Annotated in this window: 19 protein-coding genes, 4 tRNA genes and 1 other RNA gene; 16 read left to right on the plus strand and 8 right to left on the minus strand. The window is 67.4% G+C overall.

What is annotated here, in order from left to right; genetic code table 11:
• Positions 1 to 5 precede the first annotated feature (5 nt).
• Positions 6 to 974, plus strand: a complete 969-nt coding sequence (locus tag ACQW02_RS03830; RefSeq protein WP_431283950.1) for a Bug family tripartite tricarboxylate transporter substrate binding protein — start codon at positions 6 to 8, stop codon at positions 972 to 974.
• A gap of 21 nt (positions 975 to 995) precedes the next feature.
• On the opposite strand, the gene ACQW02_RS03835 is transcribed toward ACQW02_RS03830, so the two are convergent.
• Positions 996 to 1,505: an SspB family protein gene (locus tag ACQW02_RS03835; protein ID WP_431283951.1), complete on the minus strand. Its 510-nt coding sequence runs from the start codon at positions 1,503 to 1,505 to the stop codon at positions 996 to 998.
• A 100-nt stretch (positions 1,506 to 1,605) separates the two neighbouring features.
• Positions 1,606 to 1,960, minus strand: a transfer-messenger RNA (tmRNA) gene (gene ssrA / locus ACQW02_RS03840).
• Positions 1,961 to 2,111: 151 nt separating this feature from the next.
• Between ssrA and thyX the strand changes: the two genes are divergently transcribed.
• Genes thyX through ACQW02_RS03860 form a run of 4 tightly spaced genes read left to right on the plus strand, consistent with a single transcriptional unit; the run spans position 2,112 to position 4,789 of the window.
• On the plus strand, positions 2,112 to 3,053 hold the full coding sequence (gene thyX / locus ACQW02_RS03845; RefSeq protein WP_431283952.1) for an FAD-dependent thymidylate synthase: 942 nt from the start codon (positions 2,112 to 2,114) through the stop codon (positions 3,051 to 3,053).
• Complete coding sequence (locus tag ACQW02_RS03850) at positions 3,046 to 3,297, plus strand: hypothetical protein (protein ID WP_431283953.1); 252 nt, start codon at positions 3,046 to 3,048, stop codon at positions 3,295 to 3,297. Before thyX ends, ACQW02_RS03850 begins: the two co-directional genes overlap by 8 nt.
• Complete coding sequence (locus ACQW02_RS03855) at positions 3,297 to 3,896, plus strand: HD domain-containing protein (RefSeq protein WP_431283954.1); 600 nt, start codon at positions 3,297 to 3,299, stop codon at positions 3,894 to 3,896. Before ACQW02_RS03850 ends, ACQW02_RS03855 begins: the two co-directional genes overlap by 1 nt.
• Positions 3,893 to 4,789 (plus strand): ribokinase, encoded by an 897-nt coding sequence (locus tag ACQW02_RS03860; RefSeq protein WP_431283955.1) that lies wholly within the window; start codon positions 3,893 to 3,895, stop codon positions 4,787 to 4,789. Before ACQW02_RS03855 ends, ACQW02_RS03860 begins: the two co-directional genes overlap by 4 nt.
• 2 nt (positions 4,790 to 4,791) lie before the next feature.
• On the opposite strand, the gene ACQW02_RS03865 is transcribed toward ACQW02_RS03860, so the two are convergent.
• From ACQW02_RS03865 to rlmB, 6 genes are all read right to left on the minus strand, one after another.
• The gene (locus ACQW02_RS03865) at positions 4,792 to 5,148 is read right to left on the minus strand and encodes a hypothetical protein (RefSeq protein WP_431283956.1); all 357 of its coding nucleotides are present in this window, start codon (positions 5,146 to 5,148) and stop codon (positions 4,792 to 4,794) included.
• Between the two features lie 158 nt (positions 5,149 to 5,306).
• Entirely contained in the window at positions 5,307 to 5,732 is a 426-nt protein-coding gene (locus ACQW02_RS03870; protein WP_431283957.1) for a hypothetical protein, read from the minus strand.
• Positions 5,733 to 5,813: 81 nt separating this feature from the next.
• Positions 5,814 to 5,885, minus strand: a tRNA-Thr gene (locus ACQW02_RS03875).
• An 81-nt stretch (positions 5,886 to 5,966) separates the two neighbouring features.
• Positions 5,967 to 6,170: a hypothetical protein gene (locus ACQW02_RS03880; RefSeq protein ID WP_431283958.1), complete on the minus strand. Its 204-nt coding sequence runs from the start codon at positions 6,168 to 6,170 to the stop codon at positions 5,967 to 5,969.
• A 146-nt stretch (positions 6,171 to 6,316) separates the two neighbouring features.
• A complete protein-coding gene (locus ACQW02_RS03885; RefSeq protein WP_431283959.1) occupies positions 6,317 to 7,081 on the minus strand; it encodes a 2-keto-4-pentenoate hydratase in 765 nt (254 codons plus the stop codon).
• A gap of 18 nt (positions 7,082 to 7,099) precedes the next feature.
• Complete coding sequence (gene rlmB / locus ACQW02_RS03890) at positions 7,100 to 8,422, minus strand: 23S rRNA (guanosine(2251)-2'-O)-methyltransferase RlmB (protein WP_431283960.1); 1,323 nt, start codon at positions 8,420 to 8,422, stop codon at positions 7,100 to 7,102.
• Positions 8,423 to 8,576: 154 nt separating this feature from the next.
• Between rlmB and ACQW02_RS03895 the strand changes: the two genes are divergently transcribed.
• The 11 genes from ACQW02_RS03895 to rpoB all read left to right on the plus strand — a co-directional run bounded on the left by ACQW02_RS03895 (position 8,577) and on the right by rpoB (position 18,053).
• A tRNA-Tyr gene (locus ACQW02_RS03895) sits at positions 8,577 to 8,659 on the plus strand.
• A 48-nt stretch (positions 8,660 to 8,707) separates the two neighbouring features.
• Positions 8,708 to 8,781 (plus strand) — tRNA-Gly (locus tag ACQW02_RS03900).
• 65 nt (positions 8,782 to 8,846) lie between these two features.
• Positions 8,847 to 10,034, plus strand: a complete 1,188-nt coding sequence (gene tuf, locus ACQW02_RS03905) for an elongation factor Tu (RefSeq protein WP_431283961.1) — start codon at positions 8,847 to 8,849, stop codon at positions 10,032 to 10,034.
• 85 nt (positions 10,035 to 10,119) lie between these two features.
• A tRNA-Trp gene (locus tag ACQW02_RS03910) sits at positions 10,120 to 10,196 on the plus strand.
• Positions 10,197 to 10,278: 82 nt separating this feature from the next.
• The gene (gene secE / locus ACQW02_RS03915; RefSeq protein ID WP_431283962.1) at positions 10,279 to 10,476 is read left to right on the plus strand and encodes a preprotein translocase subunit SecE; all 198 of its coding nucleotides are present in this window, start codon (positions 10,279 to 10,281) and stop codon (positions 10,474 to 10,476) included.
• A gap of 1 nt (position 10,477) precedes the next feature.
• Complete coding sequence (gene nusG / locus ACQW02_RS03920; RefSeq protein ID WP_431283963.1) at positions 10,478 to 11,014, plus strand: transcription termination/antitermination protein NusG; 537 nt, start codon at positions 10,478 to 10,480, stop codon at positions 11,012 to 11,014.
• 176 nt (positions 11,015 to 11,190) lie between these two features.
• On the plus strand, positions 11,191 to 11,625 hold the full coding sequence (rplK, locus tag ACQW02_RS03925) for a 50S ribosomal protein L11 (protein WP_431283964.1): 435 nt from the start codon (positions 11,191 to 11,193) through the stop codon (positions 11,623 to 11,625).
• A gap of 4 nt (positions 11,626 to 11,629) precedes the next feature.
• The gene (gene rplA, locus ACQW02_RS03930; RefSeq protein ID WP_431283965.1) at positions 11,630 to 12,331 is read left to right on the plus strand and encodes a 50S ribosomal protein L1; all 702 of its coding nucleotides are present in this window, start codon (positions 11,630 to 11,632) and stop codon (positions 12,329 to 12,331) included.
• A gap of 282 nt (positions 12,332 to 12,613) precedes the next feature.
• The gene (gene rplJ / locus ACQW02_RS03935; protein WP_431283966.1) at positions 12,614 to 13,150 is read left to right on the plus strand and encodes a 50S ribosomal protein L10; all 537 of its coding nucleotides are present in this window, start codon (positions 12,614 to 12,616) and stop codon (positions 13,148 to 13,150) included.
• 93 nt (positions 13,151 to 13,243) lie between these two features.
• Entirely contained in the window at positions 13,244 to 13,618 is a 375-nt protein-coding gene (rplL, locus tag ACQW02_RS03940) for a 50S ribosomal protein L7/L12 (RefSeq protein ID WP_431283967.1), read from the plus strand.
• A gap of 241 nt (positions 13,619 to 13,859) precedes the next feature.
• Positions 13,860 to 18,053, plus strand: coding sequence for a DNA-directed RNA polymerase subunit beta (rpoB, locus tag ACQW02_RS03945; RefSeq protein WP_431283968.1), 4,194 nt, complete (start codon positions 13,860 to 13,862; stop codon positions 18,051 to 18,053).
• The last annotated feature ends 20 nt before the right edge of the window (positions 18,054 to 18,073 follow it).

The raw sequence follows: 18,073 nt of genomic DNA on the forward strand, positions 1-18,073 counted from the left end.
GCCCCATGCACCGACGCCACCTGCTCGCACTGCCGGCGCTGATCCCCGCTCTGGCCCATGCCCAGACAGCGGCATGGCCCAACCGCACCGTCACGATGGTCGCGCCGCTCGCGGCCGGCTCCTCGGTCGACATCATGGCGCGGCTGGTCGCCGAACAATGGGCGACGCGCCTGCCTGGCCAGGTCGTCGTGGAAAACCGCCCGGCCGCCAATGGCACGCTGGCGATGGAACAAGTCTCTCGCTCCGCGCCGGATGGCTATACGGCCGTGCTGATCGGCCAGACCGGGGTGGCGTTCAACCCGCATATCTATCCGGCGCTGCGCTACGATCCGCTGAAGGATTTCACCTATGTCTCGACCCTGGCCGGGGTGTCGAACGCGTTGGTGGTTCGCGCCGCCAGCCCGTTCCACAGCGTGGCCGATATCCTCGCGGCCGCGCGGGCGGCACCGGGGCGGCTGACCTATTCCTCCGGCGGGGTGGGGACGACGCATCACGTGTCATCGGCGATGCTGGCGCAGATGACGGGGGTGGAATTCACCCATGTGCCCTATCGCGGCGCGCCGCAGGGCATCCTGGCGGTCACCACGGGTGAGGTGGATTTCGCCTACTACAATATCTCGACCATCCTGGGCGGGGTGCGGGGCGGGACCTTGCGGGCGCTGGCCGTGACCTCACCCACCGCATCGGCCTTCCTGCCGGGGGTGCCGACGATGGTGGAGGCCGGGGTGCCTGGCTACCAGATGCAGACCTGGTTCGGGGTCGCGACCGTGGCCGGCACGCCGGCACCGATCATCGACCGGATGTGGGAGGTGACGCGGGGGATGCTGGCGGATGAGGCGGTGCGGCGCCGGCTGACCGAGTTGGGCTTCGAACTGGTCGAACCGGTGCCGCCCGAGGGGATGCCTGCACTGGTGCAGGCTGAGCACGCCAAATGGGGTCCGATCCTGCGCGCCGCCGGCGCGCGGGTGGAGTAGGTGGTCCGGCCGGGGCTGGTGTCAGTCCCTGGCCGGCTTGCGGCGAAACGCGTCAAGCTGGACGACCTGCGGCTTGCTGTCCGCCTCAGGGGTCTCGACGGGCGCGGCGGCTTCGGGCTGGGCATCGGCATCCGCCCGCCCGGCCGCTTCGTCGCCGCCAAAACGCAGTCCGATCCGCACGCAGGGATCCCAGAAGGCCGTCACGGCGGCGAAGGGCACCACCAGGGTGGAGGGCACCTGGCCGAAGGACAGTCCGACGGAGAAAAGCTTGGCCGTGCGATCGACCTTCAGGTCCCAGAACTGGTGCTGCAGGACGATCGTCATCTCCTCCGGATAGCGGGCGCGGAGGTGGCCGGGAATGTTCACGCTGGGATGGGTCGTGCGGAAGGTAACGTAGAAATGGTGTTCACCCGGAAGGCCATGCTTGGCGCCGTATTCAAGCGCCCGGATCATGACTTCCCGGCTCGCCTCTTCGGTCCAAACATCATAGGGTAGCAGGCTTTCGGCCTGCTGGATGTTCTCTCCATTCATGTGACCGTTCCTGTTTACGTGCTTGTCTACGGTAAGCGTGTTCGGCGAAATTCAGCACTTCGAAACCCAGCCCGTCCCGATGGTGCGGGGGCGGTCGAAAAGTGGGGGGCTTCTGTTGCCCGGTGCCCCCCGAACCGCGCTTACCTATTCCTAGGCAGCGAGCGCCACAGCCTCACGGCTGTTATCGTTGGCACTTGTGAATGGCCCATCGCGGCGGAGCCATACCGAACGAAAACCGCGTCTTTACCGCGCGTGTCGAGCCTGTTTCGCCCCCATATCCAGCCCCCGATAAAGGGCCTGTTTCCCAAGGTCCGGCCCATGCGGACCCCTGGGAAGATGGTGGAGGCGCCGGGCACTGCCCCCGGGTCCACAACGCTTATGCCACGCGGCGTTTATCGCCATAGCCGGCGAACCGGCCCATGACATATATCACATCCTCCACGATTTTCGAGGGGCCATCGCGTCCCGGATGTCGTTTGATCGAGCGCAAACTGAGACGCTTGGTCACTTACACGGCATTGTGCGCACGTCACCTGTCCGGGGTGCCCCGTTCTCGCTCCCGCCGGATTGTTCTATGGCCACCGTATCCAAGGCGGGGACCGGGGCATGAGCTTGACGTCGGAACAGGAAGACGAGGTCGCGGCGGCCCGCGCCGCGCTGGCGGAAACGCGGCGCCCCACCGTTCCGGCGCTGGAGGCGATGCTGTTCCGCCCCCTGCCGGTGCTCGACCACGGCTTTGTCCGTGTCGTGGACTACATGGGCAACGATGCCGCGGTCGTGCAGGCGGCCCGGGTCTCCTACGGCCGCGGCACCCGTGCCGCGAACGAGGACCGCGGCCTGATCCGCTACCTGATGCGGCACCGCCATTCGACGCCCTTCGAGATGTGCGAGATCAAGTATCATGTGAAATTGCCGATCTTCGTCGCACGCCAATGGATTCGTCACCGCACGGCGAATGTGAACGAGATTTCCGCGCGGTATTCGATCCTGGAGCGCGAGTTCTACCTGCCCGCGCCGACGGCGCTGGCCGCACAATCATCGGTGAACCGCCAGGGGCGGGGCGAGGTGCTGCAAGGGGCCGAGGCGGACCGCGTGCTGGCGCTGCTGCGCGACGATGCGACGCGCACCTACGACAATTACCTCGATATGCTGAACGAATCGGAGGACGGCACGCCGGGCGATCCGTCGCGTCCGGGGCTGGCGCGTGAATTGGCGCGCATGAACCTGACCTTGAACACCTATACGCAGTGGTACTGGAAGACCGACCTGCACAATCTGTTCGGCTTCCTGTCGCTGCGCGGCGATGCGCATGCGCAATACGAAATCCGCGTCTATGCCGAGGCGATGATGGATACGGTCCGCGCCTGGGTGCCACTGTCGACCGAAGCCTTCAGCGACTACCGGCTGGGCGCGGTGACGCTGTCGGCCCAGATGCTCGGCATCGTGCGACGCATGCTGGCCGGTGAGGCGGTGGACCAGGCGAAATCCGGCCTGTCGAAGCGCGAATGGCGCGAGTTCATGGAGACGCTGGGCCGCGCCGATGGCTGATCCGAAGCCGCAGCCTTCGCCACGCCGCGCCCCCGCGCGCCGCCCGGCCGCCCCGGCGGCGCGGGCCAAGCGTGGCCAGGCGGTGGCCGGGCGGCCGGTGCTGCGGCGCTGGGGCTGGGCGATCCTGGGCGGCGTGCTGCTGGTGGTCGGCTTGCCGCTGGCCGTGGCCTTGGTCGGCGATGTCGGCGCGCTGGTGATCCTGGCGCTGATCGCCGGCATCCTGATCGGGCGGGCCTGGCGCTGATGGCGCCCGACCGTGCCGACGCGCTGCTGGGCTTCCTGACCCTGGCGGACCAGTTGAAGCACGTGCTGCGCAAGGGCCGGACCCTGTCGGCCGAGGGCCAGGCCCGGTGGGAAAACAGCGCCGAACATTCCTGGCACGTGGCGCTGGCCGCCGTGCTGCTGCATGGCGAAGTCGGGTTTTCCGTGGATCTGGGCCGGGCGCTGGCGATGATCGCGGCGCATGACCTGGTCGAGATCGAGGCCGGCGATACCTTCGCTTTCGACGCGCCAGGTGCGGCCACCCAGGCCGCCCGCGAACTGGCCGCCGCCGACCGCATTTTCGCGACCCTGCCACCCGACCTCGGCCAGCCCCTGCGCGCGCTGTGGGAGGAGTTCGAGGCGGGCGAGAGCAACGAGGCCCGCTTCGCCATGGGCTGCGACCGGTTGCAGGGGTTTTGCCAGGGCGTCATCTCCGGCGGGTTGGCCTGGCGCCAGGCGGGGGTGACCGTGGCGCAGTCGGCCCGGCGGATGGACCCGGCCGCGGCGGTGGACCCGGCGTTTGGCGCGCTGATCACCCGCCTGCGCGAACGCGCGATGGACGAGGCGCTGCTGGTGCCATGACTCCGCTTGTCCTGGTCTTTGGCTCGGCCGCCGCCGACCTGGTCTTCCGCCTGCCGCACCTGCCGCGCGCCGGCGAGACGGTGCTGGGCGAGGCCGGCCCTATGCTGCCCGGCGGCAAGGGGGCGAACCAGGCGCTGGCGGCGGCGCGGGGCGGGCAGGGCGTCGCCATCGCCTTTGCCGGTGCCGTCGGCGCGGATCCGGCGGCCGAGGTGGTCACGGCCCCGCTGCGGGTGGCCGGTGTCGATCTGACCCGGCTGCGGGTTGTCGATCGCCCGACGGGGCTGGCCGCCGTTTGCGTCGATGCACAGGGCGCCAACCAGATCGCCGTATCGACCGGCGCCAATGCTTTGGCCCGTGCGGATCAGGTCGGGGACGCGGACCTGGGGCCGGGCACGGTGCTGCTGTTGCAGATGGAGGTCCCGGCGGCGGAGAACGCGGCGCTGATCCTGCGCGCCCGCGCCCGCGGCGCGCGGGTGGTGATGAACCTGGCACCGGCCGCGCCGATGGAGGTCGCGGCCCTGCGCGCGCTGGACCTGTTGGTGGTCAACGAGCCGGAAGCCGCTTGGCTCGGCGCCGGGCTTGGCTGCCACCCAGACGCGGCGGCGCTGCACCGGGCGCTGGGCATCGACGTGGTGGTGACCCTGGCGGAGCGGGGTGCTGTGGCGGCGACCAGGCAGGGGGTGGTGACGGCATCGCCGTTTGTCGTCACGCCGGTCGATACCGTGGGCGCCGGGGATTGCTGGTGCGGGGTGCTGGCGGCGGGCCTGGCGGCGGGCATGCCGCTGGCGCCCGCCATGGCGCGGGCGAATGCCGCGGCGGCCATCGCCTGCACCAGGCAGGGCGCAGGGACGGCGATGCCGACGGCGGCGGAGATCGCGGCGATGCTGGCGTAGCGTCAGGCAACAGGCGCCTGCGTGGTGCAGCGGGCCCGCGCAAGGGTGGAGAGATAGGCGTTCCTGGCCTGGATCGACCGTTCGTCGATCCCGGCGGCACCCTGGAAATCCATCAGGAAGAGCGGAAGGATGAAGATCGCGCCCGCGACCCCCGCGATGACGTTCTGCGCCACCTTGGCCCCGCTTTCGGACCCAAGGGCCGAAAGGCGCTGGTTGTTGGCGGCGACCTCGGCCTGGATCGCGTTGCAATCCATGCTTTCGTCCATCGGTTGAACGACCGCCACGGGGGCCGGGGCGCGGCCGGCACAGGCGGCGAGGCCGAGGGACAGGGCGCAGACGAGCAGGCGAGATGCTGGCATGGGGGATCGGGGCCTTTGCGATCGAAAGTATCGTAATCGATACGATTCGATAACGCATCAAAATGGACGGCCCGTCAATCGGTATGACTTCGCAACAATTTACCTTGCGGTCCCGATGCTGCGACGCGCCGCCGATCGCGGCAGCAGCCGATCCAGGCTCAACCAGCCGCCTGGCGGCGGAATCGCCAGTTTCGTTCGCAGGACCGGTTGCGGAATGTCGCGGTCATGGTCCCGCCGGCGAACTGCCCGGCGAAGTGGGATGGTCCGGAATAGAGATCGAAGCGCCCATCCGCCGCCACCGGCCCGGCAAACCGAATCCCATTGGGCGGGCTGTACTCGATCGTGAGCTGGCCGTTGTTGACGGTCAGGCGATGCCCGATCGATGGCCCCCCACAATCGGTTCCGCGCCCCCCGACGGAGACGAGCGTGCCGCGGCCATCCCAGGTACCGTCGAAGGCAGCGCCACCCGCCTGGGCCAGCACGGGTGGGGCGAAGGATGGCGGCTGCGCGTCATTCCCACGCGCCGCCAGCGGCACCGCCCAGAGGCAGAGCCAGATGCAGAGCGGGCGAATGAAGGTCCACATTGCAGAGCCTCCTTTGGGAGGAGGTCACGCTAATGCCGTCGGTGTCGCCGCTGCAATGACGGATGTGTGCTCGGGGCGGCATGCCCGGTGAGGGGATTGAACCCCCGACCTTCGGTTTACAAAACCGCTGCACTACCGCTGTGCTAACCGGGCATTGCACGACCACAGCGTGGTCCGCGCAGGATTAGTCCGGCCGCCTGCCATCAGGCAAGGCTTGCCCTTCGCGCTGTCAGGTCACGCATGGCCCGCCACACCGAAAGCATCGGAGTTCGTTGCGCGCATCACATTGGCGAAGAGCCGCAAGGCATCAGGGCCGCCCTGGTCCAGGAGGGTGCCACGCTCCATCTCGACCGCCAGCAGATCGGCGTGCTGCGCCATGGTTTCGGCCGCGCGACGCAGGGCTTCACGCGCAAGGACAAGCTGGTGGTCATCGGACAAGTCAGGCCAGGTAGAAGGTCGCATCTCGGCGGGGCACATACGAGGGGTTCCTCACCCACGGGCCCTTCTGGCGCGGAACCGCAAGACAGCAGCGGCACGGGTGTTATGGGTCGCGAATCCCTAACCCCGAATGAATCGTGGGATCGCTAGGCGAACGAAAGCTGCACTTCGCCCAGCAGGTCGAAGGCGACCTTCACCGTGCAGGGGCCATCCAGCCAGATCGGCGGCGTCACCGACCCCAGGAACACGATCTGCCCGGCCCGCAGCCCGCCAAACCCGTGCGCCGCGCCCGAATCGGCCAGCCAGGCCAATGCCGCCAGCGGGTCGCCCAGCAGGTCGGCGCCCACGCCCGCGCCGCGTTCCACCCCATCCACCAGCATGCGGCCGCGCGCCGCCTTCAGCGCGATGCCCGGCCAGCCGGGGGCGGGGGCGCCGGTCACGCCGGCGGCGTGGAAGACCTGGTCGGCGATCAGGGTCGGGGCGCCCAGGGCCAGGAAGTCGTCGTAGCGGCGTTCGACGATCTCGATGCCGGCAAAGACCTCGGCGATGGCGGCGGTGGCCTGTTCGATCGTGCAGGGGGCGGGTGCGATATCGCGGCCAAGCCGCAGGGCGATTTCGCATTCGACGCCAGGGTTCACGAAATCGGCGAAGCGCAGCCTGGCTCCCGAGGCATGCAGCCCCGCCGCCGACACGAATCCGGCGGCCGGCCCGGTCAGGCCGAGGTAGGCCTGCATCTGCGCCGTCGTCGCGCCGATCTTGAAGCCGGCCGGCGGCACGTCACCCATCAACCCCGCCAGCGCGACCTGGATGGCATAGCCCTCGGCCGGCGTGTTCGGCGCCAGCGCCTCCAACGGCGCCAGCATTCTTCGCGCGCGACGTGCTTGCAGAATCAGGCTGGCGGCGTCGGACATCGCGGGTTTCCCCCTTTTTTAGCGACGGGAGACTTCATACAGCGCGACAGCGGCGGCGGCCGAGACGTTCAGGCTCTCGACCCCTTCGGCCATCGGCAGGCGCAGCAATTCGTCGCAGGTCTCGCGCTGCAGGCGGCGCAGACCGGCGTCCTCCGCCCCCAGCACCAGCGCGATCCGGCGCGTGCCCAGCCCCGCCTCCGCCATCGTGCGGGTGGCGGTGCCGGCCAGGCCGACGACCCAGAATTCCAGTTTCTGGAGCGACTGGATGGTGCGGGCCAGGTTCACCTCCCGCACGATCGGCACCAGGTCCAGCGCGCCGGATGCGGCCCGGGCCATGGCGCCGGTTTCCGGCGGCGCGTGGCGCGATTGCAGCACCACGGCGGCGGCGCCGAAGGCCGCGGCGGAACGCAGGATCGCACCCACGTTGCGCGGGTCGGTCACCTGGTCGAGCAGCACGACCGGGCCGGGGCGGGCGGCGATCACCCGCTCCAACTGCGAATTGGTCAGGGGTTCGACCAGCATGGCGGCGCCCTGGTGCACCGCATCCTCGGTCAGGAAGGTCTGGAAGCGCTGCCGGTCGGCGCGTTCGGGGGTCAGGCGCCCACGGGTCAGCGCCTCGGGCGGCAGGCGGGCGGTCAGGGTCGCTTCGGCATCGGCCGTCAGCAGCAGCCGGTGGCCGCGGCGGGAGGTGTTGCGAAGCGCCGCTTCGACCGCATGCAGCCCGTAGAGCCAGTAGGTATTGGGCGGGGTGGCAATGGGGGCGGCATCGGCCTCGGTGACACGCGGCAGGCGGCCTTGGCGGGCGTCGCGCAGGAAGGCGGGGCGCTGCGACTCGGCGCGGGGGGATTCGGTGCGTGTCGGGTCGAAGCGCGGCGGGCGCGGCGCGCTTGGGCGCGCCTCCGACCTGGCCGGCCGATCCGAATCGGCCGGGCGGGGGGCAAACCCGCCACGGGGGCGTTCGTCGGCGCGCGGCGTGCGGGCCGGCTTGTCCTGGTTGTAGGGGCGGGCGGCGCGGGGCGGGCGTTCGCCCTCGGCGGCCGGCTGGGCGCTGCGGGCGCGGTAGGGCGGGCGGTCGGCCATGGGGGCGCCGCGCGGCGGGCCGGCGGGCCGGCGCTCCTCGTCACGGGATTCGAAGGACCGGCGTGGGGCGCGGCTGTCGTCGCGCCCGGCGCGGAATGGCGCCGCGGCGGCTTCGGGGCGTTCGCGGCCGGCGAAAGGCGGCTTGCGGCCGCGGTCTTCCGACGTCGGGGGGCGGGGGGCGCGCGGTGCGCGGGGCGCATCGGCATCATGGCCACCCGCACCGGGGCGGCGGCTGGGTGGGCGGGAAGGGGGTCGGGGCATGATGTATCCTGCCCATGCCGGGCCGCCGCACAAGGGCCGATCCCGCGCGGCTCCCCTGCGCCAGGAGGACGTCGCGCGGCCAACTTCGGATTGTCACGTTGACACCCCGTCCGTTTTGCCGATACCTCCGCCCGCTCTCACCGGCTGGCGTTGGGGAAGGGTGCCCGAGTGGCTAAAGGGGGCGGACTGTAAATCCGCTGGCGCACGCCTACGTTGGTTCGAATCCAACCCCTTCCATATGCCGGCCGGTGTTGGGGCGCGTAATCTGTGGACTGATTTTCCTTAGCGGGTGTAACTCAACGGTAGAGTGTCAGCCTTCCAAGCTGGTAGTGCGGGTTCGATTCCCGTCACCCGCTCCAGATCGCGGGCCACGCCTTGGGCTGCGACTCATCCAATCAAATCTGTAGAGACGGAGAACGGCCCGATGGCCAAGGCGAAGTTTGAGCGGAACAAGCCGCACTGCAACATCGGCACGATCGGGCATGTGGATCATGGCAAGACGTCGCTGACGGCGGCGATCACCAAGATCCTTGCGAAGACCGGTGGTGCGACGTTCACGGCGTATGACCAGATCGACAAGGCACCTGAGGAGCGGGCGCGCGGGATCACGATCTCGACGGCGCATGTGGAGTATGAGACGGCGAACCGTCACTACGCCCACGTGGATTGCCCGGGTCACGCGGACTACGTGAAGAACATGATCACGGGCGCGGCGCAGATGGACGGCGCGATCCTGGTGGTGTCGGCGGCCGATGGCCCGATGCCGCAGACGCGCGAGCACATCCTGCTGGCGCGGCAGGTTGGCGTGCCGGCGCTGGTGGTGTTCCTGAACAAGACGGACATGGCCGACCCCGACCTGCTGGAACTGGTCGAGATGGAAGTGCGCGAGCTGCTGAGCAGCTACCAGTTCCCTGGCGACGACATTCCGATCATCCATGGCTCGGCGCTGATGGCGCTGGAGGACAAGGATCCGGAGAAGGGCGAGCAGGCGATCCTGAAGCTGATGGCGGCGGTGGATGCGTATATCCCGCAGCCGGTGCGTGCGATGGACCGTCCGTTCCTGATGCCGGTGGAAGACGTGTTCTCGATCTCGGGCCGCGGTACGGTGGTGACGGGTCGCGTCGAGCGCGGGATCGTCAAGGTCGGCGAGGAAGTCGAGATCATCGGGCTGAAGGCGACGGTGAAGACGGTGGTCACGGGCGTCGAGATGTTCCGCAAGCTGCTGGACTCTGGGCAGGCGGGCGACAACATCGGCGCGCTGCTGCGCGGCACGAAGCGTGAAGACGTGGAGCGCGGCCAGGTCCTGGCGGCCCCGGGTTCGATCACGCCGCACACGAAGTTCAAGGCCGAGGCCTATGTGCTGACGAAGGAAGAGGGTGGCCGTCACACGCCGTTCTTCACGAACTATCGTCCGCAGTTCTACTTCCGCACGACGGACGTGACGGGTGTGGTGCAGCTGCCTGAGGGCGTTGAGATGGTGATGCCGGGCGACAACGTGACGATGGACGTCGAGTTGATTGCGCCGATCGCGATGGATGAGGGTCTGCGTTTCGCGATCCGCGAAGGTGGCCGCACGGTTGGTGCGGGCGTCGTCGCGAAGATCGTGGCGTAACGATCCTTAATGGAGATTCCGTCCGCCAGGGTATGGCGGGCGGAAACGGGCGCGGCTATAAGGCGCGTCCACTGCGGTGGGGTGAAGGGGCGTAGCTCAATTGGCTAGAGCGCCGGTCTCCAAAACCGGAGGTTGAGAGTTCGAGACCCTCCGCCCCTGCCAACCCCCGCCGCAGTCCTGTTTCCACCGCGGGTGGCGGGCCCTAAAAGGGCCTTCCGCCCGCGCAGCGTTGAAGGGGCCGGAATTGGCCAGGTTCGATCCGGTGCAATACGTCCGCGACGTGAAGACCGAGGTGGCGCGAGTCACCTGGCCGTCACGCAAGGAAACCCTCATCACGACCGGGCTTGTGCTGGCGCTGTCGGCGTTGGCGGCCGTGTTCTTCCTGGTTGTGGACAAGCTGATCCAGCTCGCCATGAGCCTCCTCTTTGGTTTTGGAGTCTGAGATGGCCGATCTCAAGTGGTACGTCGTGCACGTCTATTCCGGCTTCGAGAAGAAGATTGCGGAGCAGATCAAGCAGCAGGCCGAACAGAAGGGCCTGGCCGATGCCTTCGGCGACATCCTGGTCCCGACGGAAGAAGTGGTTGAGGTCCGCAAGGGCCAGAAGATCGCCTCCGAGCGCAAGTTCTTCCCCGGCTACGTGCTGGTGAAGATGGCGATGACCGACGACGCCTGGCACCTGGTCAAGGACACCCCCAAGGTCACCGGCTTCCTCGGCACCAAGAACAAGCCCACCCCGATCAGCGAGGCCGAAGCCCAGCGGGTGGTCAAGCAGGTCCAGGAAGGCGTGGACAAGCCCAAGCGCCCCTCGATCATCTACGAAGTCGGCGAACAGGTCCGGGTGGCCGATGGCCCGTTCACCAGCTTCAACGGCACGGTGGAAGAGGTCGACGAGGAACGCTCCCGCCTCAAGGTCAGCGTGTCCATCTTCGGGCGTTCCACGCCGGTCGAGTTGGAATACGCCCAGGTGGAGAAGCTCTGACCCCTGGGTATGGCTGGGGTGACTCGACAGTCGGGTGAGGGGGGACTATACGCCCGCCTCCCCTGCGGGCCGGTTTCCGGTCTGCGGTTTATTAACTTGTTCGCAGGAACGCGGGAGGTCGGGGCAACCCGGCCGCATGAACCGCGGGCCTCTGACGCAACAGAGGACTTTGGTTAATGGCGAAGAAAATCGTCGGTTACATCAAGCTGCAGATCCCCGCGGCCAAGGCGAATCCCTCGCCGCCGGTCGGCCCGGCGCTGGGTCAGCGCGGCCTGAACATCATGCAGTTCGTGAAGGAATTCAACGCGGCGACGCAGGGCATGGAGCCCGGCACGCCGACGCCGGTGGTCATCACCGCGTTCAGCGACCGTACCTTCACCTTCGTGACCAAGACCCCGCCGAACACCTACTTCCTGAAGAAGGCGGCGAAGATCGAGAAGGGCACGACGACCCCCGGCAAGGGTGGCCCCGTCGGCCGCGTCACGAAGACGCAGCTTCGCGAGATCGCGGCGATCAAGATGCAGGACATGAACTGCACCGATGTGGAAAGCGCCGTGTCCATGCTGACGGGCTCCGCCCGTTCCATGGGCATCACCGTGTTGGAGGGCTGATCCGATGGCCAAGCTGAGCAAGAAGCTGACCGCGGCCTATGAGGCCTTCGATCGCGAGAAGTCCTATGGCCTGGTGGAGGCCGTGAAGCTGGTCCGCGCCAATGCGAAGGCCAAGTTCGACGAGACGGTCGAGATGTCGATGAACCTCGGCATCGATCCGCGCCACGCCGACCAGATGGTCCGCGGCGTCGTCGGCCTGCCGAACGGCACCGGCAAGACCGTGCGCGTGGCGGTCTTCGCCCGTGGCGCCAAGGCCGATGAAGCGACCGCCGCCGGCGCCGACGTGGTTGGGTCCGACGACCTGGCCGCCGCGGTGCAGGAAGGCAAGATCGACTTCGATCGTTGCATCGCGACCCCGGACATGATGGGCCTCGTTGGTCGCCTGGGTAAGGTCTTGGGCCCGCGCGGCCTGATGCCGAACCCCAAGCTCGGCACCGTGACCATGGACGTGAAGGGCGCGATCAACGCCGCCCGAGCCGGCCAGGTCGAGTTCCGCGCCGAGAAGGCCGGGATCATCCATGCCGGCATCGGCAAGGTCTCCTTCAGCGAAGAGAAGCTGGTCGAGAACGCCCGCGCCCTGGTCGATGCGATCCAGCGCGCCCGCCCGGCGGGTGCCAAGGGCACCTATGTGAAGAAGGCCGCCGTGTCGTCTTCGATGGGGCCTGGTGTGAAGGTGGACATCGCGTCCCTTTCGGCCAACGGCTGAAGAAATTCGCCACCCTCCGGGGTGGTGGGCAGGGTGGCGGCCATGGTCGCCATCCGAAACCTGTCAGAGACCCGACGTAGCCTTTTCAAGGCTTTAAGGCCGCATGGCGGCGCGACGGGTAGGCGGGGTGCCAGAACAGACAGACCGCGGGTTCGCCCGCGCAATGGCTTGGCTTGGTGTCTCGAACTCAGGCAGGCGAACAGGGGTGTCACATCCGTGACGCCCCGGTGTGAACCGGCCGTGCCCCTTCCATAAGGGTTCGGCCACCGACGGAGACGAGACGTGGATCGTACGGAGAAGCGCGATTTCGTCGCCTCCCTCGCCACGGTGTTCGCAGAGACGTCGTTCGTGCTGGTTACCCAGAACAATGGGTTGACCGCCACGCACGTGCTGAACCTGCGGCGCCGGATGAAGGCGGCGGGAGCGACGTATAAGGTCGCGAAGAACCGGCTCGCCATGCTCGCCCTCGACGGCACCCGCTTCCAGGGCATTTCGCCTATGCTGAAGGGTCCGACCGCGCTTGCGTGGTCGCGGGATCCGGTGGCCGTGGCGAAGACTGCCGTGGAGTTCGCCAAGACGAACGATAAGTTCGTGATCCTCGGCGGCGCGCTCGGGACCCAGATGCTGAACCCCGATGGGGTCAAGGCACTGGCCGAGCTGCCGTCGCTGGACGCGCTGCGCGCAGGGTTGCTGGGCATGATCCAGACCCCAGGCACGCGGATCGCGTCGGTGCTTCAGGCCCCCGGTGGGCAGGTTGCGCGGGTCCTGGCGGCGTATGCCAAGAAGGACGAGAGCAAGGATGAGGCCGAGGCGGCCTGACTATAGGTCGCCAGCCAGTGTCCCCGCCCCGGGTTGTCCGGGGTCCGGGGTTGTCAAGTCCAATCCAAGCCATTAGATCGAAGGAACACGAACATGGCCGAACTCGCTAAGCTGGTGGAGGAACTCTCCGCCCTGACGGTCCTCGAGGCCGCCGAACTGTCGAAGATGCTCGAAGAGAAGTGGGGCGTCTCCGCTGCCGCGCCGGTCGCTGCTGCCGCAGCCCCCGCCGCCGCCGCTGCTGCCCCGGTTGAGGCGCAGACCGAATTCACGGTGACCCTGGTTGCCGCCGGCGACAAGAAGATCAACGTGATCAAGGAGATCCGGACGATCACGGGCCTCGGCCTGAAGGAAGCCAAGGATCTGGTCGAAGGCGCTCCGAAGGTCGTCAAGGAAGCCGTCTCGAAGGATGAGGCCGAGAAGATCAAGAAGGTGCTGGAAGAGAACGGCGCCAAGGTTGAGGTCAAGTAACACGGCTCTCGACCGCCCGGCGCTGCGACAGCGCCGGGGTTACGACTGACGGGAACGGGGGGAGGCCGGGGAACCGGCTTCTTCCCGCGCCTGCGTTTTTTACCCGGGTGACTATGACCGGGGCGTTTCTTCGCCGGGACTTGTCCGGCGTGTCCTTTCGGGCCGATGGCGGCCTTGGAGGGATTTTACCCCGCCGGCCGGGGAGTTCGGGGCCGGAGCAGATAGGGGCAGCAGGACAGGCATGAACGCGATCGGCAAGTCCTTTGGTTCGGGCAGCTTCACCGGGCGGAAGCGTATCCGCAAGTCCTTTGGGCGTCTGCCCGAAGTGGCGCCGATGCCCAACCTCATCGACGTGCAACGGGCCAGCTACGAGGCCTTCTTGCAGATGGAGGTCCATCCGGACGCCCGGATGCATGCCGGGCTGCAGGAAGTGTTCAAATCGGTCTTCCCGATCGACGACTTCGCGGGCCGTGGCCGGCTGGAATTCGTCCAGTACGAGCTGGAAGACCCCAAGTACGACGTCGAGGAATGCATCCAGCGCGGGCTGACCTATGCCGCCCCGCTGAAGGTGCGCCTGCGCCTGATCGTCTGGGATATCGACGAGGACACCGGCAGCCGGTCGGTCCGCGATATCAAGGAGCAGGACGTCTACATGGGCGACATGCCGCTCATGACCGACAACGGCACCTTCATCATCAATGGCACCGAGCGCGTCATCGTCAGCCAGATGCACCGCAGCCCGGGCGTCTTCTTCGACCACGACAAGGGCAAGACCCACAGCAGCGGCAAGTACCTGTTTGCCGCGCGGGTGATCCCGTATCGCGGCTCGTGGCTCGACTTCGAATTCGACGCCAAGGACATTTGCTACGTTCGCATCGACCGCAAGCGCAAGCTGCCGGCGACGACCTTGCTCTATGCGCTGGACAGCGCCGCGACCGAGCAGAAGCGCCTGGAGAAGGGCGCCCCGCTGGAGCCGAACGAGGTCCGCGGCATGGATGCCGAGGAGATCCTCACCCACTTCTACGGCCGCGTGCAGTTCCGCAACGGCCCGAAGGGCTGGAGCCGTCCGTTCGAGCCCGAGGCCTTCCGCGGCATCAAGCTGATCGAGGCCCTGGTCGACGCCAAGACCGGCCAGGTCGTGGCGGAGAAGGAAGCCAAGATGACCCCGCGCGTGGCGCGGAAGATCCTGGAAGCCGGCACGACCGAAGTGCTGGTCAGCCGCGCCGACCTGCTCGGCCGCTACGTCGCCGAGGACATGGTCAACCTGGAAACGGGTGAGATCTGGGCCGAAGCCGGCGAGGAATTGACCGAGCCGAAGCTGGCCGCGCTGGAGCAGGCCGGGATCGACGAGTTGTCGATGCTGGCGATCGACCAGCAGGTCGGCCCGTGGATCCGCAACACGTTGGCGGTGGACAAGAATTCCAACCGTGACGAAGCGCTGATGGACATCTACCGGGTGATGCGCCCGGGCGAACCGCCGACGCCGGACACGGCCGAAGCGCTGTTCCGTGGGCTGTTCTTCGACGGCGACCGCTATGACCTTTCCGCGGTCGGCCGCGTGAAGATGAACATGCGCCTGAACTTCTCCTTCGACGACGCGCCGGACACCCTGCGCACCCTGCGCAAGCAGGACATCGTCGCCACGGTGAAGACCCTTCAGGAATTGAAGGACGGCAAGGGCCAGATCGACGACATCGACAACCTCGGCAACCGCCGGGTGCGTTCGGTCGGCGAGTTGATGGAGAACCAGTACCGCGTCGGGTTGCTGCGCATGGAGCGCGCGATCAAGGAACGCATGGGCTCGGTCGATATCGACAGCGTCATGCCGCATGACCTGATCAACGCGAAGCCCGCGGCCGCCGCGGTGCGCGAGTTCTTCGGCAGCAGCCAGTTGTCGCAGTTCATGGACCAGACCAACCCGCTGTCGGAAGTGACGCATAAGCGTCGTCTTTCGGCGCTCGGGCCGGGCGGTCTTACGCGTGAGCGTGCCGGCTTCGAGGTGCGCGACGTGCACCCGACGCATTACGGCCGCATCTGCCCGATCGAGACGCCGGAAGGGCCGAACATCGGGCTGATCAACAGCCTCGCGACCTTCGCCAAGGTGAACAAGTACGGCTTCATCGAGACGCCGTACCGGATGGTGAAGGACGGCCATATCTCGGGCGACCCGATCTATCTGTCGGCGATGCAGGAAGACAAGCTGATCGTCGCCCAGGCCGATGCCGATGTGGACGCGGTCACCGGCCAATTCCGCAGCGAATTGGTCAGCGTGCGGCAGAACGGCGACTTCCGCCTGGTGAAGCCGGAGGAAGTGACGGCGATCGACGTGTCGCCGAAGCAGTTGGTCTCCGTGGCCGCGGCGCTGATCCCGTTCCTTGAGAACGACGACGCGAATCGCGCGCTCATGGGTTCGAACATGCAGCGCCAGGCGGTGCCGCTGATCCAGTCCGATGCGCCGCTGGTCGGCACGGGGATGGAAGCGGCGGTTGCCCGTGACTCGGGCGCGACCATCGTGGCCCGCCGCGACGGCATCGTGGACAGCATCGACGGCGCCCGTATCGTGGTGCGCGCGACGGGCGATGACGGCACCACCCGTGGCGTCGATATCTACCGCCTGCGCAAGTTCATGCGCAGCAACCAGAGCACCTGCATCAATCAGCGGCCCCTCGTGCGGGTCGGCAATGTGGTGCGGCCGGGCGACATCATCGCCGACGGCCCGTCGACCGAACTCGGCGAACTGGCGCTGGGCCGGAACGTGCTCGTCGCCTTCATGCCATGGAATGGCTACAACTTCGAAGACAGCATTCTGATCAGCGAGCGTATCGCCCGGGATGACGTCTTCACCTCGATCCACATCGAGGAATTCGAAGTCATGGCCCGCGACACGAAGCTCGGGCAGGAAGAAATCAGCCGCGACATCCCGAACGTCGGCGAGGAAGCCCTGCGCAACCTCGACGAGGCCGGCATCGTCTACATCGGCGCCGAAGTGCAGCCGGGCGACATCCTGGTCGGCAAGGTGACGCCGAAGGGCGAAAGCCCGATGACGCCGGAAGAGAAGTTGTTGCGCGCCATCTTCGGTGAAAAGGCGTCCGACGTGCGCGACACGTCGCTGCGCCTGCCGCCGGGCGTCACGGGCACCATCGTCGACGTCCGCGTGTTCAGCCGCCGTGGCGTGGACAAGGACGAGCGCGCGATGGCGATCGAGCGTTCGGAGATCGAGCGCCTGGCCAAGGACCGCGACGACGAGCGCGCGATCCAGGAGCGCAGCTTCACCTCGCGCCTGCGCGAACGCCTGCTGAACCGCAAGGCTTCGGGCGGCTTCAAGGGCGTCAAGGTCGGCACGGTCATCACCGATGAGGTGCTGTCCGAGTTCAACCGCATGACCTGGCGCCAGATCGGCGTGCAGGACGATGCCTCGATGGCCGAGATCGAAGCCCTGAAGCGGGAGTTCGATGCTGCCGTCGAGAAGCTGCAGAAGCGTTTCGACAGCAAGGTCGAGAAGCTGCAGCGCGGCGATGAACTGCCCCCTGGCGTGATGAAGATGGTCAAGGTCTTCGTGGCGGTGAAGCGCAAGCTGCAGCCGGGCGACAAGATGGCCGGCCGTCACGGCAACAAGGGCGTCGTCAGCCGCGTCGTGCCGATCGAGGACATGCCGTTCCTCGAAGACGGCACGCATGTGGACATCGTGTTGAACCCGCTGGGCGTGCCGTCGCGCATGAACGTCGGGCAGATCCTGGAGACGCACCTGGGCTGGGCTTGCGCCTCTCTCGGCAAGCAGGTCGGCGAGTTGGTGGAAGACTACCGCCGCACCGCCGCCGCGCGTGACGAGCTGATGGACAAGCTGAAGGACATCTATGGCACCGAGGTCTTCGACCGCGACATCGCCGGGATGACCGAGGATGAGCTGATCGAACTCGGCGACAACCTCAAGAAGGGCATTCCGATCGCGACGCCGGTGTTCGACGGCGCGAACATCCAGGATATCGAAGGCATGCTGGTGAAGGCCGGCCTCGATACCTCGGGCCAGGTCTGGCTGCAGGATGGTCGCACGGGCGAACGCTTCGAACGCAAGGTGACTGTCGGCTACATCTACATGCTGAAGCTGCACCACCTGGTCGACGACAAGATCCACGCGCGGTCGATTGGTCCGTATTCGCTGGTCACGCAGCAGCCCCTGGGCGGCAAGGCGCAGTTCGGCGGTCAGCGTTTCGGCGAAATGGAGGTCTGGGCGCTCGAAGCTTACGGCGCCGCCTACACGTTGCAGGAAATGCTGACGGTGAAGTCGGACGACGTGTCGGGCCGTACCAAGGTCTACGAGGCGATCGTGCGCGACCAGGACACGTTCGAGGCCGGTATTCCGGAATCCTTCAACGTGCTGGTCAAGGAACTGAAGAGCCTTGGCCTGAACGTCGACCTGGAAACCCGCGCCGAGTGACCTTGGCCGAATGATTTGGA

The organism is Humitalea sp. 24SJ18S-53 (assembly GCF_050632385.1).
GTDB lineage: Bacteria > Pseudomonadota > Alphaproteobacteria > Acetobacterales > Acetobacteraceae > Humitalea.